The sequence below is a fragment of the Halalkalibaculum sp. DA384 genome, assembly GCF_043951955.1.
In the GTDB taxonomy this organism is placed as follows: Bacteria; Bacteroidota; Rhodothermia; order Balneolales; family Balneolaceae; genus JAMQKA01.
In genome coordinates, this window is record NZ_JBINJE010000029.1 from 28,735 (window position 1) to 54,342 (window position 25,608).

Genomic DNA, 25,608 nt, shown 5'->3' on the forward strand with positions numbered 1-25,608 from the left:
AACAGAGGAAAGTCCATGTATAAACTATATGTGTTCCTGCTTGTGACAACTGTATTGGGACTTGGTTTCGGCGTCGATGCGCTGGCTCAAAATAAGGGTAGCGATCGCCCAAATATTGTCATCATATTTACGGACGATATGGGATATGGTGATGTGGGTGTCTACGGGCACCCAACTATACGAACGCCCAACCTTGACCGGATGGCTGGGGAAGGGATGAAATTCACCCAGTTTTATACGGCTGCTTCCGTGTGTACTCCCAGCCGGGCCGGACTTCTTACGGGACGGCTGCCGGTACGCAGTGGGATGATGAGTGAGGAATTTCGTGTTCTGTTCCCGTTTTCAGCAAAAGGGATGCCACCTGAAGAGATAACGATAGCGGAAGCCCTGAAAGAGCAAGGGTATGCAACAGCCGCCGTTGGTAAATGGCACCTCGGTCACCAAACTCCCTACCTGCCAACCGACAACGGTTTCGACAGCTACTACGGGATTCCATACAGCAATGACATGGATAACAAAGCCTGGCCGCCCGTGCCGTTGATGAGGGACAAAGAGATTATTGAACAACCGGCCGAGCAGCGCACGCTCACTCCCCGGTATACGGAAAAATCCCTGGAGTTTATCCGGGAGAATCAAGATAAACCGTTCTTTTTGTACCTCGCTCATACCTTCCCACATGTGCCACTGTATGCTTCGGAGGACTTTCGTGGCACCAGCACGCGTGGCCTGTATGGGGATGTGATAGAAGAGATCGACTGGAGTACCGGCCAGATTATGGATGAGCTGGAACAGCGGGGACTTGCCGAAAACACCCTGGTCTTTTTTACCAGCGACAACGGTCCGTGGCTGACAATGGATCAAAATGGTGGATCGGCCGGATTGCTGCGGAATGGAAAAGGCACTACGTGGGAGGGAGGAATGCGGGTTCCGGCCCTGGCATGGTGGCCCGGGACAATCTCTCCGGGACAGGTCACCCAGGCGTTGGGAACCACGATGGATCTGTTTAGTACCTCGTTGGCCCTGGCGGGTGCCGAGCAACCCGATGATCGTATCATCGATGGCGTGAATTTGATGCCTGTGTTAACCGGCAAGCAGGAAAACGTTCGGGATGCGGTATTTTATTACCGGTCAGAAAAACTGTTTGCGGTTCGCAAAGGCCCCTGGAAAGCGCATTTTATTACACAGTCGGCTTATGTCGGGGACAAACCTGTTTCGCATGAGCCACCGCAGTTGTACAACCTGGAAGAAGATCCATCTGAAAAATACAACCTTGCCGAGAAGTATCCGGAAGTGATATCAGAAATTATGGATTTGGTAGAAAAGCATGAGAATAACCTTATTAGAGGCGAAGATCAGCTGGCACCTGTCAGAGAGGATGGTACCGTACCGTGGCAAGACTAGGGAACCGGTATGTATTGTAAAACCCTTGCTGGATTTTTCCATGAAATTACAGATACAAATAGACAAGAAACAAAGTGCCACACAAATATGTATGTGTTCATCTTATATCTTTGCAGCTTTGTGACTTTGTAGTAGATCTGGGTGACACAATCGATACAGATAACAAATAACAAGTAACGAATAACAAGGTTTCATGAGTACTTTTCCCGCCGTCGTTAATTATGCCCCAAAAGAAGGATCTGTTGAAATACGTGAAATACCCAAACCCGAGATCGGGGATGAGGATGTATTGCTGGATGTGGCCAATATTGGCGTGTGTGGCAGTGACCTTCACCAGTGGACGGCCGATCACAGCTGGCCGGTGAATTATCCCGTTGTGTTGGGACATGAATTCGGGGGTCACGTAGCCGAAGTTGGAAATCGGGTGGAGAATTGGAAAGAGGGCGATAGAGTTGTAAGTGAAACAGCTGCGATTATCGATCCCGATAACCCGATGAGCCGACAGGGACTCTACAACCTGGATCCTACACGCAAGGGTTTTGGATACGGCGTGGATGGGGCCATGACCAGGTATGTGAGAGTGCCGGCCCGCTGCCTCCACAGGGTACCGGAAACGCTGGATTTTCAGCAGGCCTGTCTTACCGAGCCGTGCTGTGTGGCGTATAATGCCGTGATCGGGAATTCGAATCTTAAGCCCGGCGACCGGGTGATCGTGTTGGGACCCGGAACCATCGGTATTCTATGTGCTGCCATGGCGAAATTGAGTGGAGCCGAGGTCGCTATTGTGGGACTGGAAAGTGACAAAAATCGCCTGGATATTGCAGAACAATACGGATGTACGCCAATCATCGGGGATGCTACCGGCTGGGCGCAAGAACGTGATGGCCTGGGAGCAGATTGCATCGTGGATGCGGCAGGCGTGAGTGCGACTCTCGAAATCGCGTTGGAGCTCGTCCGACCAAATGGTCACATTGCCAAGGTCGGATGGGGGCCAAAACCTCTTGAATTTTCACTGGATCCTCTCGTCCAGAAAAACGTAACGCTCCAGGGAAGCTTTAGCCACAATTGGCCGATCTGGGAGCGGGTAATTGCTCTTCTGGCGTCGGGAAAACTGGATGTAAAGCCCATCATTGGCGGCGTATGGCCGATCACAAACTGGAGAGAAGCATTCGAAAGAATGCATGACGGAGAAGTTGTAAAAAGTGTACTCAAACCCGAATAACGATGCGCCTTAAAGGAAAAGTTATTATCGTCACCGGCAGTACCATGGGAATCGGGAAGGCGATAGCCCTGAGATGTGCCGAGGAAGGGGCCCGGGTAGTGATCAACGGGTTGGAGGAAAATCTGGGTGAAGAGCTTGTTTCCGAAATTGGCAGGAAGCAAGCGGTAGCTCATATCGAGGATATAACCAGGGATGGTGCTGTGCAGCGACTTGTCGATAGTGCCCTGCAAAAGTTTGGCAAACTCGATGGGGTGGTAAATAATGCAGCGATGGTTGCTACCTCGAATGTCCATACTACAGATCTGGACTTTTTGGAGAATATCTTCCGGGTAAACACCTTTGCTCCATTTCAACTGATTAAGTCGGCGCTACCTCACCTCTCCAAAACCGATGGTTGTGTATTGAATATCGGGTCTGTAAATGCCTGGTGCGGCGAACCGGATCTACTGGCCTACAGCATGACCAAGGGGGCCCTGATGACCATGACACGCAATCTCGGGGATACATTGATGCGGGAAGAGGGGGTACGGGTCAACCAGATCAACCCCGGGTGGGTACTTACCGAAAAAGAGATTGAACGAAAGCGTGAACAAAATCTGGATGAAGACTGGCATACCCGGCTGCCCGAGACCTATGCGCCGGCGGGACGCATTTTGCAACCCGAAGAAATAGCTTCTGCTGCGGTTTACTGGCTTTCCGATGAATGCGGGCCGGTCAGCGGGCAGGTAGTAGAGCTGGAACAGTATCCCCTCATCGGGCGAAATCCCCCTAAAGATGCGACCACCATTCCCCAAAAAGAAGAATGAGCCAGAATCTCAGAAAAACATGCAAAATAATCGCATCTTTTCCGCAACCTGTAACCTGTAACCTGTAACCTGTAACCAATTTATGCCCAAACTAGCTGTTTTTCCCAAGGCGTACATGCAAGAGCTTTGTAAAGATGGAACCATGAGCGTTTCTGAGTGGATAAACATGGCTGGAGAATTAGAGGTCGACGGACTGGAATGGTATTCGGGATTTCTGGAAATGGAAGACCGGGAGAACTGGACCAGGTTTCGAAAAGAAGTGGAACAGCAGGGAAAGGAGATCCCGATGCTGTGCTGCTCCCCGGATTTCACGCACCCGGACCCGGAATTTCGGGCAAAAGAGATTGAAAAGCAGAAACACTGGATTGATATGATTGATGAGCTGGGCGGGAGGTATTGCCGTGTACTCTCGGGACAACGGCGTCCGGAGCTTTCCAGGGAAGAGGGCATACGCCTTGCGGCAGAGTCGATTGAAGAATGCCTGCCCTATGCCGCCAAGCGTGGCATTACCCTGATTTTGGAAAATCACTATAAGGATGATTTCTGGAAGTATCCCGAGTTTGCCCAGAAAATGGAGCTGTTTTGTGAGCTGGTCGATCGGATCAATCATCCCAGTTTCGGGGTGAATTACGACCCCAGTAACGCTTTTTTAGCGGGAGATGACCCGGTTGAACTCCTCAAAAAAGTGTCAGACCGCGTGGTGACGATGCATGCCAGTGATCGATACCTGAAACAAGGGACGATAGAAGATTTGCGAAATGAGGAGGCGGGGGTAGAGGGCTACGCCGAGCGTCTGCAGCATGGCGAAATTGGCCGCGGACTCAACGATTATGACGCCATTTTTACCGAACTGAAGCGGGTCGATTTTGACGGCTGGATCAGCATTGAAGACGGGGTGGAAGGGATGGACCAGCTGGAACGCAGCGTAACTTTCTTGCGGGAAAAATTGGATCAATATTGGGAATAAAATAACCGCGAATTGTGGGCCTGGAAATGGGATTTCGGAAGATCAGATGGCCAAACAGTAGTTGGCTGGATTTTTTATTGCTTTCCATTCCCCTCTGATCTGGTGGCAAGAGGAACTGTATTTTTCTGAGTAGATATTGACGGTTGGAGTCTCTATAAAATCAAAGGGATATATTTTAAAATAAATTTTAAGGGTTGAGCTATCCCCTGCTGTAAAAGCATGCTCTCACTGTTAGCTGGAATTATTCTCCGAATCAGGTATCGACCGGAGTATAAGGATATAACTTCTGGATAAATCTATATTCGATTAGCAGGTTGGCTAATCTGCATTTTTAGCCAAAGAATGGGTTTGCATGCAAGTTAGCTGAATTTAAATATAAAAAGGGATGAGTTAGGTGGCCGGCATTCGCTCCGCAGAAGATATCCGTTTATGGGAAAAGCTTCAGAATGGTGATAAACATGCAATTTCCACCCTCTTTGAAAAATATTACACGCCGTTGCTAAATTATGGTTTAAAGCTGATCCCTGATGAATCGCTCGTAAAAGATAGCATCCAGGAGCTTTTTTATGTCCTCTGGGAGCAGCGTGAGAACCTGTCAGAAGTAGAATATATTCGTTCTTATTTGTACGTATCACTCCGCAGAACGGTATTCAGGCAGGCAGAGATTAAAAAAACAAGGTATGAGCGGGATAAAGCGTATGCTGACGAATTTTTCAGCCGCGTGGTAAATTACGAAGAGCTGAACAGAAAAGAGACGTTTGAAAAGGAGCAAAAAGAGCGACTGAAACAGGCGTTGGAATCCTTGAGTAACAAGCAAAAGGAGGCTGTGTTTTTAAAATTTTACAGCGGTCTGACCAACACGGAAATCGCGCAGGTGATGGAGGTAAATCGTCAGAGCGTCTATAATTACATCTACCGGGCAATTCAATCGCTGCAGTCTTATCTCGTGGAGTAGCCGTACCCTTTTAGGTTATGTTGGAAAATATTGATTTATGATATCGTCGGAAGAATAAAATATGGCACAAATAGCAAACAGCCTGTTATGAAACAATTCATATGCATATTAACATTTTTGGTTTTCATCTTAGGGAGTTATTCTTTTGCATTTGGTCAATCTTCAAAATCAGATCCGGATCAGGGGTTTAGGCGCATCCTGACGGAAGAAAAACGGGAGAACTGGGAGGGAAATCCTGAGTACTGGCAATTTGAAGACGGGATACTCATTGGAGAAGTGCCGGAAGCATCTCCCTTGAGGGGGAACATCTTCTATCGGTGGGAAAAGGAAGTGACCAATTTTGAGCTGAAAGTGGAATATCGAATCTCCAGCAAAGGCAATAGTGGAATCTACTACAGAAGTACCGCCTCCAAAGAAAATGAGAATGTATTACTTGGATACCAGGCCGATATCGACGGTGCGAACACCTACAGTGGAATTGTGTATGAGAACTATGAGGACCGGGGGCACCAGATTCTGGCCAACCGGGGACAGGTGATACAGGTGAGCGAGCAGGACGTCCCGGCCGAGATCGGATCAGTGGGCCAGAGCGAAGCACTTGCCAAGAAAATCAATAGTGACGGGTGGAACTCCTACCATCTTATTGTCCGCGGCGATACGATCATCCAGATGTTGAACGGGCAGGTAATGTGTATACTGATTGACAGATATACCAACCGGGTAAAGAAGGGAATGCTGGGCGTACAGCTGCACCAGGGACCGCCCATGAAAGTGGAATATCGCAATTTCAAATTTAAGAAGTTACCCGGGTAGTTTTAAAAATCGGGATAATAGGGACCCCTCATTTGAGGTGGATCTTAATCAAAGAAAAAGAAAAGCACCAATGAATTTAGAACGAATTTTTATGAATGCCAGATCGTTTATCATCGTATTATTAGCTCCATTGGTTCTGTCATCATACGACTCAGTACCCACCAATACCGAAGGGGTGAATTCAGGGGGAGATACCGAGCAGGATTCGGTATCAGAATCGATCCAGTCCCTGCCCAACTTTGAAGTGCAGTTGCTGTACGAAGTGCCCCTTGAAGAACAGGGATCGTGGGTTTCCCTCGCTGTTGGTCCCCGTGGAGACCTGTTTGCTTCCGATGAGAACCAAAAGGGGACATATCGCATCAGGATTGACGATACCACTGGTAATGCCGAGGTACAGGTGGAGGAAGTCCAGATGCCCGCCACCGGGGCCCAGGGACTTACCTGGGCTTTTGATCATCTGTATGCCAACATGCACCGGAAAGGGCTGTTCCGCTTGCGGGACAGGCAGGGTGACGGACACTTGAACGTAATGGAATATCTTGGCGGGCCTACCGAACAGGGCGACCACGGTAATCACGCGGTACTCCCCACGGAAGACGGCGACGGGCTATACGTAGTAAATGGAAATCACACCCCGCCGCCGGAGCTCACCTCCAGCCGCCTGTCGGGCTGGGAGGAAGATATCTTATTATCGCGGCAGTGGGACGCCCGCGGCCATGCACGAGGGGTATTGGCGCCCGGCGGGTATATCGCGCGCATAAATCCCGAGGCCACAACGTGGGAGATGATCAGCATCGGGCACCGGAATACCTACGATGCGGCGATCAACCCGCATGGAGAGCTGTTCACCTACGATGCCGACATGGAGTGGGATATGGGGATGCCGTGGTATCGCCCCACCCGGATTGTGCATGCCGTCAGTGGCAGCGACTACGGATGGCGCAGCGGAAGCGGCAAATGGAAACAATATTATGAAGACAGCCTGCCTCCGGTGTTGAATATTGGTCCCGGATCACCTACCGGACTGCTATTTGGTACGGGAGCCCAATTCCCCGCCCGCTACCAACGCGCCCTGTTTGGACTCGACTGGACGTTCGGGACCATGTACGCCTTCCACCTGGAACCCAAAGGAGCAAGCTACACCGCTACGGCCGAAGAATTTTTATCTGGCAGCCCCCTGCCGCTGACGGATGCTGTGATAGGAAAAGACGGGGCGCTCTACTTCATAACCGGCGGTTGGGATAATAAGACCAAGCTGTACCGCGTGATTTATACGGGAGACAAGTCCACGGCTCCGGTGGATGCCATCGATAATCCAAAGGCCCGGGCCGCCCGGCAGGAGCGTCAGAAGCTGGAAGCGTTTCACGGAAAGAGGGACCGGCGTGCAGTAGAGGTGGCCTGGCCCTACCTTGCGGATGAGGATCGGTTTTTGCGGCATGCGGCCCGCGTGGCGATCGAATCGCAGCCGGTGCAGTGGTGGGTGGACAAAGCATTAACCGCCGAACGCCCCCAGGCCCGGATTACCGGGCTGGTGGCCCTCGCGCGCACGGCCCCGGAACACTATCGGGAGGAAGCGATTGCATCTCTTCTAAATCTTGAGCTGGCTTCCCTGGATACCCGGCAGCAGCTCGGATACCTGCGGGCAATGGCCCTGGTGTGTATGCGCCTGGGAGATCCGGATGAGCAGGAGCGTTCAGAAATCACGGATACCCTGCAGGAACTTTTTCCCGCCAACGATGATCGCGTCAATGTAGAGCTGGTCCGCTTGCTGGTGTACCTGCAGGATGAACGCGTAATTGAAAAGGCCCTGGCGTTAATGCAACAGCAAGAGAAGCCCACATTGCCGGATTGGAGCGAGTTGGTCGCTCGAAATGAACACTATGGGGGTACCATTCAGCAGATGCTTGACGACCCGCCGCCGACCAATAAACTGGAATATGCCTTTATGCTCCGGAACCTGCAGAGCGGCTGGACGATAGAACAGCGGCGCGAATATTTTGCCTTCATTAACAATGCCGCCGATGCCATGGGGGGAGCCAGCTATACCGGGTTCCTGGAACGCATGCGAAACGAGGCATTGCAGAATGCATCGGATGCCGAGCGCAAGGCCGTAGCCGATATCGCTGGGGTAAACTTGTCGCAGGAACCCGACTTCGAGATCAATCCGCCGGAGGGGCCGGGTCGAGACTGGACCGTAGAGGAGGCGACAGAAGTTGTATCGGAGGGGTTCAGAGACAGGGATAACCTGGATTTTGATAAGGGCCGAAACGCATTTTTTGCTACGGGTTGTGCAAGCTGCCACCGTTTTGCCGGTTATGGAGGGAATATCGGCCCGGACCTAAGCACTGTGGGCCAGCGGTTTTCTACGGAAAAGATGATCAACGCCATCATAAGACCGAGTGATATAATTTCAAGTTTGTACAATACCACACAGGTAACCTTAACAAACGGTGAGATGGTAACGGGACTGGTTGTGGATCAGCAGGACTCTATAAAAGTGTATAGCCGGGATCCCAATCAGGCCGCTGATCTATTTGCCGCCCGGGAAGTGGCATCCATGGAGCCGGTGGATATCTCCCAGATGCCTCCGGATTTGATAAATCCACTAAATGCTGCAGAGCTCCAAAGCCTGGCCGCCTATTTGATTTCGGGCGGAGATCCAAAAAGTGAAATATTTAAGAAAAATAATGCGGAAGAATAGAATAATCTGTGATTTTTGCTTTCTGAAAGAGGGCTTTGAAAAACCAGGAGTTTTGGTCAAGATCAACCCCTGAACGGATTCGGAACCGCAGTTTATATCTCATAAATGAGGATTTCGAATCCGCGATAATGTCGATATGGGCCAAAAAAACGGTTTTGCAAAGACCTCTGAAAATAAGAAGCCTCAACATGGAAAAGAGGTTTTTTACAGAAAAGGTCTCCCCTTGGGCTTGAGAGAAAGATCCAAAAGATCAAGCCTGCGACTTTTCCTGCGAAATTCATCATCCCTAATTCTACATTTATATTTCCAGGGCGGCGATTTTTTGGGGTCGTTTTTGGTCATACAAAAAAACACTCTGATCAGGAAAAGGCTTTTGTAACTGCCTGAAGGTGCCCTGATTAACAAAGTAATACAGCCTATCTTAAAAAAAATTCAGATTTAGTGAGTAGATCCCCGAAATGCCTTCCTTTATTAAAGTGAACGATGAACAAATGGGAAAAAGCGTGACGGAATTTGAACAGGAATTAATGGATCTGCTGGATGATCCCTCTTTTAGTCGCTGGATTAAAGGGGAGGCATCACCCGAGGAACAGAAAAAGTGGGAAAAGTGGGAGGCCGAAGATCCAGTACATCGGGATTACAGGAAAAGAGCTCAAGCACTTTTTCAGCTGCCATTTGAAGAGCAAAGGGGAGATGATCTTCAAAAAGAGTTAACCCGGTTTCAGTCCCGCCTGAATGATTACCCGCATATTTTTAATAAAAAAGAAAAGTTGGTCCACAGCCCGTCGGGATATCGATGGGCAGTTGCCGCAGCTGTCATTCTCCTGGTCGTAACGGTATCCGTTTTGACTCTTTACAACCGGCAGGAACCGACACCTGCTGAACCGACCCCGTTATTTTCAACAATTGAAGTGGGATATGGTGAAAAGGGCGCGTTAAAAATAAGCGATGGGTCAACTATTAAACTGAACGCCAACTCAACCCTGCGCTACAGCCCGGAGCAGTTCAACAGTTCGAATGTAGAGGTCTGGCTTGAAGGGGAAGCCTATTTTTCAATTGTCCGTGATCCGGAGGGTAAAAAAAGGAACTTTACCGTGCATACCCCGGATGGTGATGTGCGGATACTGGGAACCCGGTTTAATGTAAATACCCGCTACGACCGGACCGGGGTCGTTTTGGAGGAGGGGAGCCTCGAAGTATTGCTGAAGGATTCTGCAAACGGGGTCGCCGGCCAATTTAAATTAAAACCGGGACAGCGGGCCCAGTTTTCGGTGAATCAACCGAATGTTCAGATCCAGGAGGTAGATACACTTCTTTATACGGCCTGGATCGATGGAAAGTTTGTGTTCCGGGAGATTCCATTTAACGAGCTGGTTCGCGATGTCGAACATATATATGGAATAACCATTCAAATTGAAGATGCGAGCCTGCTGAATCAAAAGGTGACAGGAACCCTTCGGAACCCGGATCTGCAAACGTTGATGGAAGGGATTTCAACAATACTCCATGTGGATGTTGTGCAAGAAAAGGAAGGTTTTTACTCAATAATAAAAAGGGATAAATAAAAAGGGATAAAGTATGCCTGATACGCAATTAAAACAGAGAACCAAGAATAACAAAAAGGGGAAACACGTATGAATATTCGGTGGATACACGGAAGTATGATGTTAGTGTTACTGGTGGTTGCCCATGCGATAACCACTCACGCGCAGGGAAAAGAGCGATCTCAGGCGCTGGCGCAGCTCAAAATAACGGAGAGCTCCAGTATCGATTCCGAGATCAAGTTTACTTCTGCCCTGGAGCAGCTGGAAAAGAAATTTGATATCTCGTTTATGTATAAAACGGGACTGCTGGACGGCGTATACGCCCCTTCCGATGTTGGGCAGACCGATAACCTGACCTATGAACTTAACAGGTTGCTTGATCCCTACAGTCTGAAATATACCCGGCTGAACAACCGCACATTCGCTATTTCGCTGGATTTTTCAAAATATGCGCAGACTGTGAAAAGGGAGAAAATCGAGCAAATTCAGGGCACCGTCACCGATGCGAATACCGGTGAGACCCTGCCCGGGGTAAATGTGGTTTTCAAAGGTACGGCAACGGGGACGGCAACAGATTCAGAGGGAAATTACAGCCTGCAGGCTACAGGGGAGCAGGATACGCTCCTGTTCTCGTTTATTGGATATCAAACCAGGGAGGTTCCCGTCAATGGCCGAACCACGATTGATGTAGCCCTCTCGCCCCAGGCATTGGTCGGTGAAGATGTCGTTGTCGTGGGATACGGATCGCAAAGACGGGCCGATATAACGTCGGCAGTGGCGGAAGTGGACCTGGAGAGTGCCCAGGACCGACCTGTAACAAATCTCACAAACCTTATGCAGGGGCAGGCACCGGGGCTGGTTGCCAAACAAACTTCTGGAACTCCCGGGGAGGAGCTGCAGGTCAACATTCGGGGGATAAGTTCTCTCGGCGCCGGCAGCGAGCCGCTCTATGTTATTGACGGGTTTCCAGTGGGTACATCGGTTGGACAGAATATAAACCCGTCAAATATTGAAAGTATTTCCGTGCTGAAGGATGCTTCCTCAACGGCTATTTACGGGGCCAGGGGATCTAACGGGGTTATTCTTATCACAACCAAGTCGGCTGAGGAGGGAGCAGTTGATATCTCGTTTAATGCCACCTCCGGTATTCAGAATATTCCCGATTCCAGAAGGACAGAGATGATGAACGGGGAGGAATTCGCACGATTCAAAAAAGAGGCCTTCATGGATAAGATTCGTTATTTCGAGAACAGGGAGCCGAGTATTGATGAGGTGCCGGAAAGCTATCGGAACCCGGAGCAAACACAACATTCGACCGACTGGGTCGACCAGATTCTTAATCAGAATGCTCCCTTTCAGCGATATAACATCTCCGTCGGCGCGGGCAGAGGACCGGTTCGGTCATTTGTGTCTGTAGGTTATCTCAATCAAAAGGGAGCTGTGATCGAAACCGGATTTGAGCGGTTTAATGTACGGGCAAACCTGAGGGGCGACCTCCATGAGAAAATCACGATGGGCTGGAACCTGGCGGGATCTTTTTCCCGGGAACAATATGCACCCACAACGGGTCGCGATGCTATTATTGGGTCGGCACTGTGGGCAGATCCCCGGGAGCCGGTCTACAATGAAGATGGAACTTACAACGCTTACATCGGGGGTAGAGACGGGGTCTTTGGCACGCCCAACCCGGTGATGGAGTTGACGGAGATGGACAGAGACCGTGATACCGGGAATTTGACGACCAATGGATACCTGGAATTTTCTATCCTGGAGAACCTTTCGTTTAAATCGTCGGTCAACGCCAGTATTGAGAACAACAGCCAAAAGGAGTTTCGTCCTTCTTACTTGGCGGGAAGAGGGTTTAACAATCCGCCTCCCAGGGAAGCATACCTGAATGAATGGGATTCCGAGGTCTATAATTATGCCACTGATCAACTTCTCACCTATATGACCAGCCTCGGTGATCATGACATCACACTGATGGGTGGTTTTTCTGCACAGGAGGAAGTTGTGAAAAATATTTCGACTTCAGGCGACGAGTTCCCGAATGACATCGTGCGGTATCTTGATGCCGCCACAAGAGTGGAAGCAGGTTCTTCTGAAGCTGACTGGAGTCTGCTGGCCTATTTCGCCCGGCTGAACTACAATTTTGATAACAAGTACCTGGTATCGGCTACATTCCGCCGGGAGGGGAGTTCCCGGTTTGGTTCCAATAACAGGTGGGGCGACTTTCCGGCCGTGTCGCTGGGTTGGAGAGTCTCCGAAGAGTCATTCGTCCCTGACTACAGCTGGCTGTCGGACTTAAAACTCCGGGGTAGCTGGGGCGTTACCGGTAACAACAGCATCGGGAATTACAGGAGCTTGTCTACCATGAACCAGGCGAATTACATACTGGATGGAGAGTTCGTGAACGGGCAGGTATTAAGTTCATTTGCGAATGCCAATTTGGGATGGGAGCAATCCAACCAGGTCAATCTGGGCATGGATCTGGCTCTCCTGAACAACCGGGTAACGTTCACGGCCGAGGCGTACAGGAAAGTCACCAACGACATGCTGCTGCCGACCGAAATTCCCGTAGTCTCCGGGTTCCAAACCACATTTACGAATATCGGTGAAGTTGAAAACAAGGGCCTGGAATTTTCTCTCGGATATCGGAAATCGGGCCAGGACTTCAGTTATAACGCCGATTTCAATATCTCGTTCAACCGCAATGAAGTACTTGCCATCGGCGGGAATAATGACGAAATCAGGAATGGCGGATTTTATGGAGCCTACAATGTTTCAAGACCCGGCCGCCCGATTGGCATGCTGCACGGCTACAAGTGGCTCGGAATCTTCAATACCGAAGAGGAGATCGATAACCACGCCACACAAGACGGTGCAATTCCGGGTACCTTTAAATATGCCGATACCAACGGAGACGGCGTCGTTTCCTACGACACAGAGGATATGGTGGAGATCGGGAACCCGCATCCCAAATTTGTTTGGGGCCTGACCCTCGGGGCGGATTACAAAAAATTTGATTTGAGCGTGTTGGTCACCGGAGCCCAGGATTACGATGTGATGAGGCAGATCGAAAAAACCACGCTCAACATGGATGGAGTCTTTAACATCCTCGCGGCGGGCAAGGACCGATGGAGATCGCCGGATAACCCCGGGAACGGGCGTATTCCCACTTCAAACACCTGGAAGTGGCAGCGAGAGTCAAACTCAAAATATGTGTACGACGCCAGCCATGCCTGGTTTAAAAATGTGACGCTGGGCTACACCTTCTCGCAAATTCCCGGCATAAGCAATGTCCGGGTATATGTCAGTGCTGACAACCTGTTGCTGATCTCAAGTTATCCGGGCAACAATCCCGAAGTGGACCAATACGGGGGAATAAGGCCTGGTGTTGACGATCAGACATACCCGGTTCCCCGAACATTTTCTCTCGGTGCTGCAGTCAATTTTTAAACTAATATTTGGATAGCCATGAAATATTTTATCATAACATTAAACTCGCTTTTGTTGCTGACGCTGGTTTCATGCAGTGATGATTACCTTGTCAAAACAGATCCGACCAGTCTTGTGGAGGATGAGTTCTATCAAACCGAGGAGCAGATGGCGCAGGCTGTCAATGGGGTTTACTCCCAGCTGCAGGATATCATACATGATCAATGGCAATACAATGAGTTTATCACGGACAACACGACCCTCCATTTTAATGTTGCAAACCGCGGACAGGGTCCGGCACTGGAGGCGATTGAATATTGGCAGATAAACCAGTCGACGCCCAATATTACAAACTTGTACAACAGCTACTACCAGGCGCTGGTGAATATCAATACCGCGCTTTCCAAGCTGGAAGGGGCGACCTTCGATGAGACAGCGATTCAGCAGTTTGAGGGAGAGCTGAAATTTCTGAGGGCCTACTACTACTTCAATTTGGTTCAGTATTTCGGTGATGTGATTATTATGACCGAACCACTCGACACGCCGGAAGAAGCATGGTCGTATGCCCGGCAGCCTGTTGAAGAGGTCTATGATCTAATCGAAAGTGATCTCAATGCCGCCGTTTCTGGTGCGCCGGACTATGGAGAAGCCGCGGCCGGACGGGTGACCAAGGGAGCGGCCCTGAGTTTATTGGGAAAAGTCTACCTTACCAGAAAACAGTATGGGCAGGCAATTAGTACACTTGAGCAGGTTCTTCCCATGGGATACTCACTGTTAGCCTCTTACGAAGACGTTTTTGATCCGGCAAACAAGAATCATGAGGAGTCAATCTTTGCAGTTCAGTTCCAGGGCGGAAATGACCTGGGGGAACACAGCAGTTTTATCTACACGTTTGCCCCCCGGGAATCCGAGGGAGCCGTGATCGATTTTCCGGGTGAAAATGGAGGGGGATGGAATACTCCCACGTTAGACATTATCAACTCTTATGAAGATGGTGACCTTCGCAAAGAGGTATCCCTGAATGAGGGATACACAAATAATGAGGGCGACTGGGTGCCGGTTCCGTATATCACGAAGTATCATCACCCTCATTCGATCCGGGGCCGTACAGACGACAACTGGCCCGTGCTGCGGTATGCCGATGTTCTGCTGATGCTCGCCGAAGCGATAAATGAAGAAGAAGGTCCCACTACCGAAGCGCATGGATACCTGAACCAGGTGCGGGAACGGGCAGGACTTGATCCGTTAAACGGCCTGGACCAGGAAACCTTCAGGGATACGGTACTTCACGAAAGGCGCATGGAGCTGGCGTTTGAGAATCATCGGTGGTTTGACCTCAAACGAACCCATACGCCCCAGGAGTTGGCGGACTTTTTAAATGCCCACGGGCAGGAGGAGCGTGATAATCCCACCACCAGCCGGGGAGGCATCCCGTTTACCGAGGGAGACTATGTGTTTGAACCCTATGAAGCGTTATTCCCGATTCCTGCGGATGAAATACTGATTAACGGGGATTTAACCCAAAATCCGGGGTATTGATTTTAATCAACACATTTAGCATCTAGCATAAACAAAAGAGGCGGGCAGTGGATCACCGTTAGATGCTGAATTGTTGAACTTTATTCTTTGGGACCTTTGCAGAGTCTGCTATTTTGTTGGGAGGTGGTTTATCACTGACTTTGTTGACCGTTTTAAACGGGAGTACAACTCCCTCAGAACGAGGAAATCGAGGGTTTTGCAAAGCCCTCTCATATACATAAATAAGAAGCCAAAAGTATTGAGCTAATGTTTTTAGACACCCTTTCAGAATTGTGGATCTGGCAATTGCTGGGTCGGTTGCATCCACTGATTGTTCATTTCCCGATAGGGGCTCTTGTAATCGCCTTTTTCCTTGAAATGCTTACAATGGGGGGCAAGCGTCCTGACCTGCGTTCAGGCATCCGCTGGCTAATCTACATTGGGGCCGGAACCGCTTTGGGTGCCGCCATTGTCGGCCTCATGCTCGCTTATGGCGGCAACTATTCGGAATCAACTATTTTTTATCACCGGTGGGGTGGTATTCTTACCGTGGTGCTGTCCCTTTCTGCATGCTGGCTTCTGTACCGGGCAGAAACACGTGACACCCGGAAGGATCTCAATATCTACCGGGGTGCGCTTGCAGCAACAGTGCTGGTGCTGACAGTAACCGGCCATTTTGGGGCAAATTTGACGCATGGCAGCGACTACCTGACATCGGTCTTGCCCTGGAACTACGAAACCCTCTCGGACGACGAATTTACTGAACTGGTGGAGGAGGTCAACCAACACAGGGAGATGGGGACACTGGCAGAAACCCACAAAACGAAACTTAATGTCGGGGTCCGCCGCATTTTTGCCCAAACATGTTATCGCTGCCACGACTCCAATGAAGCTGAGGGCGGACTCGTCCTCAACAGCGAGGAAGCCGTTATGAAGGGAGGAGATGACGGACCGATTATTGTTCCCGGCGAACCCGGCGAAAGTGAACTGATGCGTCGACTCACATTGCCGGAAGGCCATGACGAGGTGATGCCGCAGAAAGGAAGCTCATTAAGTGCGAGCCAGATTGAGCTGGTACGTACATGGATAGAAGTGGGCGCTCCCTGGTCTGACGAGGAGGTGGAAACGTTCCGCGAGGCTCCCATGGCGCTGTACAAACCTGAACTTCCGGAGACGGGATCAGATCTTGAAAATCCCATTGACAAGTTTACCGACGCCTATTTCAAGGAGCATAATATCAGCTGGCCGGAACCGGTGGACGATGTTACGTTTATGCGCCGTGCCTATATGGATGTGATCGGCTTGATGCCCAGTCCTGAAGAACTCCAGGCGTTTGTCGATGACAGTTCGCCCAATAAAAGGGACCGGTTGATTGATTCCCTGCTGGGCCGAAAACATGCCTATGCCCAGCACTGGCTGACCTTTTGGAACGATCTGCTGCGCAATGATTACACTGGAACCGGCTTTATCACGGGAGGAAGAGAGCAGATCACAGACTGGCTGTACGACGCACTCTATAATAATATGCCTTACGACCAGATGGTCAGGGAACTGGCGAATCCCAATGAGCGTTCGGATGGTTTTATCAGGGGTATTGAATGGCGCGGTGCGGTTAATGCAAGCCAGACTACTGAGATGCAGGCCGCACAAAATATATCCCAGTCGCTGTTGGGCACCAATCTCAAGTGTGCCTCCTGTCACGACAGTTTTGTAAGCAACCTGACGCTGAATGATGCCTACTCTTTTGCCCAGATTTTTTCCGATTCGGCTATTGCGATCCAGCGGTGCGACGTTCCCACCGGTGATACGGCCAAAGCAAGCTTTGTTTACAGTGAGGAGCTCGGCGATGTCGATTCGGAAGCTTCCCTGGAAAAACGACTGGAGCAGCTGGCGGAGGTTATTGCGGACGAGCAAAACGGGCGCCTGTATCGGACGATTGCCAACCGCTACTGGGAGCTGCTGATGGGAAGAGGCCTGGTTGAACCGGTAGACAATATGGATAACATCCCGTGGAGCCAGGAGCATCTCGACTGGCTTGCCGCTGACCTGATCGACCACAAATATGACCTGAAGTACCTTCTGTCCACTATATTAAAGTCCCGCACCTACCAGCTGCCCTCGGTGGGTATGAGTGAAGAAGAGGCCGGCTCTGAGGATTACGTGTTTGAGGGACCACTCAGAAAGCGGATGACGGCTGAACAATTTGCCGATGCGGTTTCCCAGGTGGCCGCTCCCTTCTATTTCTCAGTGGCGTATGATCCCTACGAAACGCCTCCTGCCGAGGCCGACTGGATCTGGTTTAATACCACCGAAAACGGGCGGCGAAGCCAGCCGGCCCCGGGCATGTACTATTTCCGACATCAATTTGATCTTCCGGGTAGTCGGGAAGTGGACGTAGCCAACATGCTGGTAACGGTGGATGAATCCTATAAGCTCTATCTGAACGGAACAATGGTCGGTCAGGGAGATGACTGGAGGCGGGTTGAACGCCTGGATGTAACCGAATACCTCAGATCAGGACGAAATGTACTGGCACTGGAGGGAGAAAATGGAGGTACGATACCCAATCCGGCCGGCATCCTGCTTAATCTGAAAATACAGTTCACCAGCAGTGATGATTCCCTCGTGGTTACCTCCAATGAAAATTGGAAAGCCCTGCAGGATACGCCCGCTGAAGGGTGGGAAACCTTGGATTTTGATGATAGTGAGTGGGGAGCAGTTCGGGCGTTTGGAACCAGTGCCGGCAGTGATCACTGGGGACAACTGTTGGGCTTTACGCACGATACCAGCCATCAGATGGATTTTGTCCGCGCATCACTGGTCGAAAATAATGATTTTCTTAAGGAGATGGGCCGGCCTACACGGGAGAATGTAATCACCAACCGGCAGACGGAAGCTACGCTGCTTCAGGCGCTGGAGCTGACCAACGGTGAGAAGTTGAATGAAGTGATGGCCCGGGGAGCGGAGCGGCTGATAAACGAATACGGGACCGCTACAAACCGGATGATTGAACACCTTTATCTCACCGCGTATGGTCGCTCCCCAAGTGAAACCGAAGAAAAAATATTAAGTGAGAAGCTCTCATCAGACCCGCGCAGGGAAGCAGTACAGGATCTCTTGTGGGCCTTGGTGATGAATCCCGAATTTCAATTGATTTACTGATCATATGGTATGGCGACATATATTCGTAAAATTAGATCTGTTAATACACAGGTAACCCAGGAGGTTAGTTAATACTATGAAAAGACGCGATTTTCTTAAAAATACTTCGGCTGCAGCTCTTGCAGCAATGGGAGCAACGATTCCGGGAACCTCTTTTTTGAGTAGCTGCAAGCGGGCGGGCAACGAAATTGAATCAACTGCGGATACGGTAATATTACTGTGGATGGCGGGCGGTATGGCCCACACGGAGACATTTGATCCCAAAGCCTACACCCCGTTTGAACCAGGTATTGAAAGTAGCAGGGTATTGAGCACATTCCCAAAATCTCCAACCGCCGTAGACGATCTGTTTTTCTCAGAGGGACTCGAGGAGATAGGATCCGTAATGGACAAGGGGACGGTGATCCGGTCTTACCGGGCGGCCGACCTGGGACACATCCTGCATACACGGCATCAATATCACTGGCATACCTGTTATGAACCGCCTCAAACGATTCAGGTACCGCACATCGGGGCCTGGATTGCCCACGAACGGGGGCCTGTAAACCCGGTGATTCCGCCTTTTATCAGTATCGGCCAGCGGTTCGATGTCGGCGAGGGGGAAGAGCTGAAGGCGTACCATTCTGCCGGCTTCCTGGGAAGTGAGTACGGCCCATTTTTGATTCCCGATCCCTCCAGTGGACTCGAAAGCGTTCGGCCACCGGTTGGGATGAGTATCGAGCGGTTTGAAAAAAGACATCAGTTGTATCGCGATCTGGTTGATCAAAGTGAACTCGGAAAACATGGCAGCGCCTACCAGAAGGAATCGATGGTGCGCGCGATGGAAAAATCCTATGCTTTGCTGAAATCGCCTGAATCAGAGGCGTTTAACCTTAAAAAAGAACCGGAAGAAATTTACAGGGAATACAATACCGGCCGCTTTGGACTGGGGTGTCTGCTTGCAAAAAGACTCACGGAGGCTGGCGCTCGATTTATAAGCGTTTCTACAGAATACGTGCCATTCATGGGGTGGGATACCCACGAAAACGGGCATACCCGAACCGTGGAGATGAAAAAGAGTATCAATCGGCCCATTGCTCAACTGATCAGAGATCTCGACAGAACAGGCCGCCTGGACCGCACAATGGTTATCCTGGCCAGTGAATTCAGCCGGGATATGATGGTAGAGGGTCGGCCGGGAAAAACGGTCAAGGAACAGGCAAAACAGCCAGAAGTAATGCAAAGTATATCGGAATATGGCATGCACAAACACTTCACCGATGGATGTTCAATTTTAATGTTCGGCGGTGGAATAAAACAGGGGCACGTCTATGGGAAAACAGCGGATGAACGTCCCTGTTCAACCGTGGAAAATCCTGTAGAGATAAGCAATATTCACCAGACCATATACCAGGCGTTGGGTATTCCCCCTGAAACACATTATACCATTGAAGGCCGCCCCGTGTATACCACTCCGGAAGGTCATGGGGAAGCGATCCCCGAGCTTTTCGCGTAGATCACAACTTTATAACTTAAAAGGGCCCTAAAAAACCATCTCAACGCTAATTATGAATAAAACCCGCAGAGAATTTCTTAAACAGGTGGCGGCGGCCGGAACCGCCTTTGCCGCCCCCGGCATGGTCACAAATTTTGATGTAAACATTAATACCAGTCGATCTTCCCCGGAGAATGATGTGATAGGTCATGGTGACTTTCGTTATCGCGTTGAAAAAGACTGGGCAGCCCTGGACCCCGCTCGACATCCCGTTAAAAATTGCCATGAGATGGTTATGGACAAGCGGGGACGTCTGATCATGATTACCGATGAGACTCAGAATAATATTATTATCTTCAACAAGGATGGGAAATATCTGGATAGCTGGGGATCCAAATATCCCGGGGGACACGGGCTGACGCTCTGGAATGCGGGGGGAGAAGAATTTCTTTTTATCACCGATACAAATGCTGAAACAGCCCGGGTAGAAAAGACGACGCTGGATGGACGGGTTCTTCTGACTCTGGAAGATCCCCGGGAAGTGGGTGGTTACGACACGGAGGATGACTATCTGCCGACTGAAACGGCCGTCGGGCCGGACGGTACGATCTATGTAGCCGATGGCTACGGCTCCTTCTATGTACTTCGGTTTAGTCCAGACGGCAAATACCTGGATAAGTTCGGGGGGGCAGGCAGTGCAGATGATCAACTTAATGAACCCCACGGTGTGGCCGTTGATACCCGGAGTAACGGAACGCCAACCCTTCTCGTTACCTCGCGGAGGCATAACAGTTTTAAACGGTTTACCCTGGAGGGGGAGTACCTGGAAACCATTTTTCTACCCGGTGCCTACGTATGTCGACCGGTAATTAATGGAGAAAATGTTTATGCCGGGGTCTGCTGGTCGCGAAAACGCTATCTGAATTTAACTCCTGAATCCGGCTTCATTACCATTTTGGATAAAGATGATAATGTGGTGTCGAACCCGGCCGGCACCCAACCCAGCTATATCAATGGAGAGCTCCAGCTTATGGTCCAGGAAGAATCCATATTCAAGCACTGTCATGATGTCTGTATAGATGAGGATAAAAATATGTATGTCTGCCAGTGGAATGCCGGTCAAACGTATCCGATTAAGCTGCATCGGGTCTGACCGCATGTTTTATCCTTTCTTACCCTGTGATCGAGAATGTTATTGATGGGTTTAATACGGGAATGAGCGGGGATACAATTTCTCCCCCGGTAACCGGCGTTGGGTACCCGTTTAAATCACATCATCTGCGCGGGCATAGTTCTTCCTCTCTTTTCTTGTCAGGGAATCGATCCTTCTTTTTAACTGCTGGTGCTACTCCCGTCCCTCTCACGTATTTATAGTCCCGAAAGATATTAAAAGGTTTGAATTTATGTTTTATATTCAGTGCCGGTGATCATATTTCATATTGATGATCTTCCGGGAAGGATTCTGTAAAAATCGATGGGTCTTCCTTTCATTCTTTGCGCTGAATAGTACGGCGTTGGCAATTAGCTGATCGTAAAGTGAGCAGCTATGGTCGTTTTTAACCGTTGTATTTTGCGTAAAACGGGATCGAAGGAACAGCGATTCTTACAGTTCCCCGCAGTATTCAACCGCAAGCTAACGACTGATTTTACACACTATGATTCGAATTCCGGTAACAACGATGCGTGGTACCTTGCTATTTTTCCTGATAAGTGCAGCCCTCATGGGGTGCCAAAATCAAACCAGCTCTTCGCCGCCTGTACCTTGCAATGCCAGTGATTCCAGTACCTTGACAGCACTCACAGATTCCCTGGAAAGCAACCTGGATTGGCCGGACAACTTGGCCATTAACGCATTTTCCGGGCCGGAACTGACCCCAAGTCCGGCCGCACTGGCCGTAGCTCCCACCGGCGAAGTTTTTGTGGGTGTTGACATGCAGGGCTCGCTCGGCAAGGAGATGGACAAAGGGGCGATTGTACGCCTTGTGGATTGTAACCAGGATGGCATCGTGGATGCCCACACAGAGTTCACCAGGGTCAACAATCCACGCGGAATCATTGCGATTGGGGATCAGGTGTTTGTCCTGCACACAACTTTTTCGGAAGAGACCGGGAAAGCCTCGGGGATGGACCTGGTCGTCTTCGAGGACAAAGATCGTGACGGTGTTGCCGACGGTCCCTCCGAACCACTGATTGAAGGGATCAGCAACCCCAACTACCTGCGGAGCCGGGGAACCGATCATGCTACGAACGGAATTCGAATGGGCATTGACGGGTGGATTTATATAGCCGTCGGAGATTTTGGATTCCACGATGCCGTTGATCGCGAAGATACCAAGCTGACGATGCTGGGGGGCGGGATCGTTCGCGTGCGCCCGGACGGAACCGAGATGGAAGTCTATACCCACGGAACGCGCAATAACTACGACGTGGCGATCGATCCCTATATGAATATCTTTACGCGCGGCAACACCAACGACGGCGGGGGCTGGAATGTTCGGTTTCTCGACCATATCCAGAGTGGAGAATACGGCTATCCCACGCTGTTTAAACATTTTACGGAAGAGATCATCCCCGCGTTGAAAGATTTTGGCGGGGGATCAGGTACCGGGGCGTTGTACCTGGATGATGAGCGGTGGCCGGAGGCTTACAACCATAAACCGCTGACCGCGGACTGGGGACGCAGCTACCTATACCTGCATAACATGAACCCCGACAAAGGAAGCTTTACCCAGCAGCAGGAGGAGTTTATTGAACTGCCGCAGATTACCGATCTTGACCTGGATGCTTCCGGCACGATGTATCTTTCCGCCTGGGATGGAGCGGGCTATTCCGGCGATTCAACAAGGGGATTTACCGTTCGGTCGGTCCCAGAGGGATTACAACCCCAGCCGTTTCCATCGCTGGAAAACGCTTCGATCGGGGAACTGGCCGGGTATCTCAAGTCGGAACATGCCAAAGCGCGCCAGTATGCGCAGTATGAACTCCTGCAGCGCACAGACCAGGAGGTGAATAGGGTGGCCTGGGAGACAGCCCGTGACGCGGGGCTCCCCCTGGATGTGCGGGTTGCCGGGATTTTTACCTACGCTCAGGCTGCCGGCACAGGGGGCATTGAAAACCTGGTGGAGCTGACAAGGGATCAGCAGGTGCGGGAGTACGCCCTGCGTGCGCTGGCGGATCGCAAAGAATATGTGGACCAGGTACCGCTTCAGCCATTTCTTTCGGCGCTGGATAGCTCCTCTGATCGCGTTAAAATCGCGGCGATCGTGGGACTGGGACGCCTGGGCCGCGAAGAAGCGGTGGATGCACTCCTTCAGATTGAAGTACCGGACTCGTTTGAGGCCCCGGATATCGGTACGGTTGGCCCTCATGCCACCCCGAATGCGGAGATTATTCCCCCGCATGTAGCCGTCAAATCACTGGTCGAGATCGGCGCTACAGCACCGTTACTGGATGCAGTGTCAAAGGACCGCAGCGAACTGGCACTTTGGGCCCTGCGCTATATTCACGATCCCCATGTACCTGAAAGATTGATTGAAGTCTACAACAACAGTAGTAATATCGATTTCAAAAGCAGAATCCTTCATAACCTGGCGCGTATATACCACAAAGAGGCCGATTACGACGGTTCGTGGTGGTGGAGCACGCGCCCCGATACCCACGGTCCGTATTATAAGGCAGAGGAGTGGCAGGGAACACCGGTAATACGGGATTTCCTCATTACTGAGTATGAAAACGGTGCATTTGATGACCGGTTTTTCGCGGACCTGAACAGCAAATACCGGCTGGGTATTCCCGCGTTTGGCGGCACCGACGACACCGGGTCGAAAGTAGAGGAACCGGTCGTAGACCTGGAAGAGATAAAAAGTGAAGAAGGACAAATCGGGAAATCATCCATCGAAGATGTGATGCTGGCCCTGCAGGAGCTCTCCGGTGACTTGGAGAAGGGCGAAAAATTGTTTGTCCGGCAGGGATGCCAGGCATGCCACAGCATCAGCCCGGACGAAGCGATGAAAGGCCCGTATTTGGGTCAGGTCGGCGGAATAATGAATCGACAGCAGATTGCGGAATCGATCCTGAAACCCAACGCCTCTATCTCGCAGGGTTTTGCCACCGTGCAAATCCAAACCAGTGATGAGAACAGCTATGTGGGATTTGTCACTGAAGAGACGGCTGAAAAGCTGGTCATCAGGAATATCGCCGGGCAGGCGACGACACTGCAGAAGTCAGATATTGTTTCGCGAGAACAGCTCAAAACTTCCATGATGCCGGCAGGACTGACGAACTCTCTTTCGTATGAAGAGTTTGTGGCCCTGGTGGATTACCTGTCAGCACAAGTAGAGTAAAGGTCGGCAGGAAAAGTCAAAAATCTGTAAATACAATTTATCGCTCACAGAACGAGGTTAAAAACTTGCATTTGTTTTATAAAAGGGAAGTATTTCTAAAAATATTTAGCAAACGCAGGTTTAATTAGTTTTGAATACTTCGCAAGGCAAGACATCTAAACTGGTGCCCAGGGACTCTGGCACCGTGCGGACCAATGGATAGGTGGCAAAGTTCCCGAAAGGGAGGAAAGGGAGTACGTAATCCGTTTTTTGTAGATAAGGGAGGTAACCTGTTGAAGGAGAAAGATGGCAGGATTCAGGCAGGAATTTTAACGCTTTACAAATTGGGATATAATCTTTACGCTGTTTTAGATCGTTCGGGAAAAAACAACTATCGGAATACGACCAATGTAATTTAAGGGATCTTTGCAGAATCTACTATTTTGATGGAAGGTGGTTGTACCATCGACCTTATTGCCCTTTAAACGGGAGTACAACCCCAGAACGTGGAATTGAGAGTTTTGTTCAGGATAAACAAGTCGGTATTGGGCAAAACAGCGGCAGGCAAAGCTCTCTTCAATGGATGGAAAATAGTTATGAATTTAAATAGTTCGTCAATTTGTCTGATAATTATTCTTGCATGCCTTGTGGGAGCCTGCACGCCTCTGGAAGAACAGCCCGCCCCCGAACACCCCAATGTGCTGTTCATCATTGCCGACGACTACGGCTACCATGATATGAGCAGTATGGGCAGCGAATTTTATGATACTCCCTACCTGGACCGGCTGGCGGCCCACAGCATGGTCTTTACCCAGGGGTATACCGCCGGGCGGGTCTGCAGCCCGGCGCGGGCCAGCATCATGTCGGGGAAGACCCCGGCCCGCCACGGGATCACCGACTGGATCGGGGCCCGGACCGGGACCGACTGGCGCGAGCAGGGTCGCCACAGCAAGCTGCTGCCGCCTGATTACGTGGACCATCTGCCGCACGAGTACCAGGTGCTGCCGGAGGCGATGCGCCAGGAAGGCTATACCACCTTTTTTGCCGGCAAGTGGCACCTGGGCGGGGAAGGCTCCTACCCGGAAGACCACGGGTTTGACTTCAACCAGGGAGGGTTTGAAGCCGGCGGGCCCTACACGGGCGGATATTTTTCCCCGTTTAACAATCCCAAGATGGAAGATCATCCGGCAGAAAAAGGCATGAGCCTGCCGGAGAAGCTGGCCAAAGAGACCAGCCGCTTTATCCGGGAACACCGGGATCGGCCCTTTTTCGCGTTTCTGTCGTTTTA

General features: G+C 50.6%; 15 protein-coding genes. All 15 read left to right on the top strand.

Annotated features, from left to right (window positions below; genetic code table 11):
• The first annotated feature begins 15 nt into the window (after positions 1-15).
• Positions 16-1,401, top strand: coding sequence for a sulfatase (locus ACG2E4_RS14520; protein ID WP_395276979.1), 1,386 nt, complete (start codon positions 16-18; stop codon positions 1,399-1,401).
• Positions 1,402-1,594: 193 nt separating this feature from the next.
• Positions 1,595-2,623 (top strand): zinc-binding dehydrogenase, encoded by a 1,029-nt coding sequence (locus ACG2E4_RS14525; RefSeq protein ID WP_395276980.1) that lies wholly within the window; start codon positions 1,595-1,597, stop codon positions 2,621-2,623.
• A 2-nt stretch (positions 2,624-2,625) separates the two neighbouring features.
• A complete protein-coding gene (locus ACG2E4_RS14530; protein ID WP_395276981.1) occupies positions 2,626-3,429 on the top strand; it encodes an SDR family NAD(P)-dependent oxidoreductase in 804 nt (267 codons plus the stop codon).
• Between the two features lie 82 nt (positions 3,430-3,511).
• Positions 3,512-4,396 carry a sugar phosphate isomerase/epimerase family protein gene (locus ACG2E4_RS14535; protein ID WP_395276982.1) on the top strand — a complete coding sequence of 295 codons (885 nt, stop codon included), beginning with the start codon at positions 3,512-3,514 and terminating at the stop codon, positions 4,394-4,396.
• 394 nt (positions 4,397-4,790) lie between these two features.
• Complete coding sequence (locus ACG2E4_RS14540; protein WP_395276983.1) at positions 4,791-5,351, top strand: RNA polymerase sigma factor; 561 nt, start codon at positions 4,791-4,793, stop codon at positions 5,349-5,351.
• Positions 5,352-5,468: 117 nt separating this feature from the next.
• A complete protein-coding gene (locus tag ACG2E4_RS14545; protein WP_395276984.1) occupies positions 5,469-6,164 on the top strand; it encodes a DUF1080 domain-containing protein in 696 nt (231 codons plus the stop codon).
• Between the two features lie 70 nt (positions 6,165-6,234).
• On the top strand, positions 6,235-8,865 hold the full coding sequence (locus ACG2E4_RS14550; protein WP_395276985.1) for a c-type cytochrome: 2,631 nt from the start codon (positions 6,235-6,237) through the stop codon (positions 8,863-8,865).
• Positions 8,866-9,356: 491 nt separating this feature from the next.
• Positions 9,357-10,430 carry a FecR family protein gene (locus tag ACG2E4_RS14555; RefSeq protein ID WP_395276986.1) on the top strand — a complete coding sequence of 358 codons (1,074 nt, stop codon included), beginning with the start codon at positions 9,357-9,359 and terminating at the stop codon, positions 10,428-10,430.
• Positions 10,431-10,526: 96 nt separating this feature from the next.
• Positions 10,527-13,865, top strand: coding sequence for a SusC/RagA family TonB-linked outer membrane protein (locus ACG2E4_RS14560; protein WP_395276987.1), 3,339 nt, complete (start codon positions 10,527-10,529; stop codon positions 13,863-13,865).
• Between the two features lie 18 nt (positions 13,866-13,883).
• A complete protein-coding gene (locus tag ACG2E4_RS14565) occupies positions 13,884-15,383 on the top strand; it encodes a RagB/SusD family nutrient uptake outer membrane protein (protein WP_395276988.1) in 1,500 nt (499 codons plus the stop codon).
• 246 nt (positions 15,384-15,629) lie between these two features.
• On the top strand, positions 15,630-18,524 hold the full coding sequence (locus ACG2E4_RS14570; RefSeq protein WP_395276989.1) for a DUF1549 domain-containing protein: 2,895 nt from the start codon (positions 15,630-15,632) through the stop codon (positions 18,522-18,524).
• Between the two features lie 76 nt (positions 18,525-18,600).
• Entirely contained in the window at positions 18,601-20,019 is a 1,419-nt protein-coding gene (locus tag ACG2E4_RS14575; RefSeq protein WP_395276990.1) for a DUF1501 domain-containing protein, read from the top strand.
• 52 nt (positions 20,020-20,071) lie between these two features.
• On the top strand, positions 20,072-21,151 hold the full coding sequence (locus ACG2E4_RS14580) for a twin-arginine translocation signal domain-containing protein (protein ID WP_395276991.1): 1,080 nt from the start codon (positions 20,072-20,074) through the stop codon (positions 21,149-21,151).
• A 568-nt stretch (positions 21,152-21,719) separates the two neighbouring features.
• Positions 21,720-24,341 carry a HEAT repeat domain-containing protein gene (locus ACG2E4_RS14585; protein WP_395276993.1) on the top strand — a complete coding sequence of 874 codons (2,622 nt, stop codon included), beginning with the start codon at positions 21,720-21,722 and terminating at the stop codon, positions 24,339-24,341.
• A 575-nt stretch (positions 24,342-24,916) separates the two neighbouring features.
• Positions 24,917-25,608, top strand: a 692-nt coding sequence (locus tag ACG2E4_RS14590) for a sulfatase-like hydrolase/transferase (protein WP_395276992.1), incomplete at its 3' end; no start/stop codon positions are given.

Excerpts from the sequence above, each read along its gene's own strand:
- ACG2E4_RS14560 (WP_395276987.1), top strand. The coding sequence starts at position 10,527 with ATGATGTTAGTGTTACTGGTGGTTGCCCATGCGATAACCACTCACGCG.
- ACG2E4_RS14555 (WP_395276986.1), top strand. The coding sequence starts at position 9,357 with ATGGGAAAAAGCGTGACGGAATTTGAACAGGAATTAATGGATCTGCTG.
- ACG2E4_RS14525 (WP_395276980.1), top strand. The coding sequence starts at position 1,595 with ATGAGTACTTTTCCCGCCGTCGTTAATTATGCCCCAAAAGAAGGATCT.
- ACG2E4_RS14585 (WP_395276993.1), top strand. The coding sequence starts at position 21,720 with ATGGGGTGCCAAAATCAAACCAGCTCTTCGCCGCCTGTACCTTGCAAT.
- ACG2E4_RS14550 (WP_395276985.1), top strand. The coding sequence starts at position 6,235 with ATGAATTTAGAACGAATTTTTATGAATGCCAGATCGTTTATCATCGTA.
- ACG2E4_RS14570 (WP_395276989.1), top strand. The coding sequence starts at position 15,630 with ATGTTTTTAGACACCCTTTCAGAATTGTGGATCTGGCAATTGCTGGGT.
- ACG2E4_RS14575 (WP_395276990.1), top strand. The coding sequence starts at position 18,601 with ATGAAAAGACGCGATTTTCTTAAAAATACTTCGGCTGCAGCTCTTGCA.
- ACG2E4_RS14580 (WP_395276991.1), top strand. The coding sequence starts at position 20,072 with ATGAATAAAACCCGCAGAGAATTTCTTAAACAGGTGGCGGCGGCCGGA.
- ACG2E4_RS14565 (WP_395276988.1), top strand. The coding sequence starts at position 13,884 with ATGAAATATTTTATCATAACATTAAACTCGCTTTTGTTGCTGACGCTG.
- ACG2E4_RS14530 (WP_395276981.1), top strand. The coding sequence starts at position 2,626 with ATGCGCCTTAAAGGAAAAGTTATTATCGTCACCGGCAGTACCATGGGA.
- ACG2E4_RS14535 (WP_395276982.1), top strand. The coding sequence starts at position 3,512 with ATGCCCAAACTAGCTGTTTTTCCCAAGGCGTACATGCAAGAGCTTTGT.
- ACG2E4_RS14520 (WP_395276979.1), top strand. The coding sequence starts at position 16 with ATGTATAAACTATATGTGTTCCTGCTTGTGACAACTGTATTGGGACTT.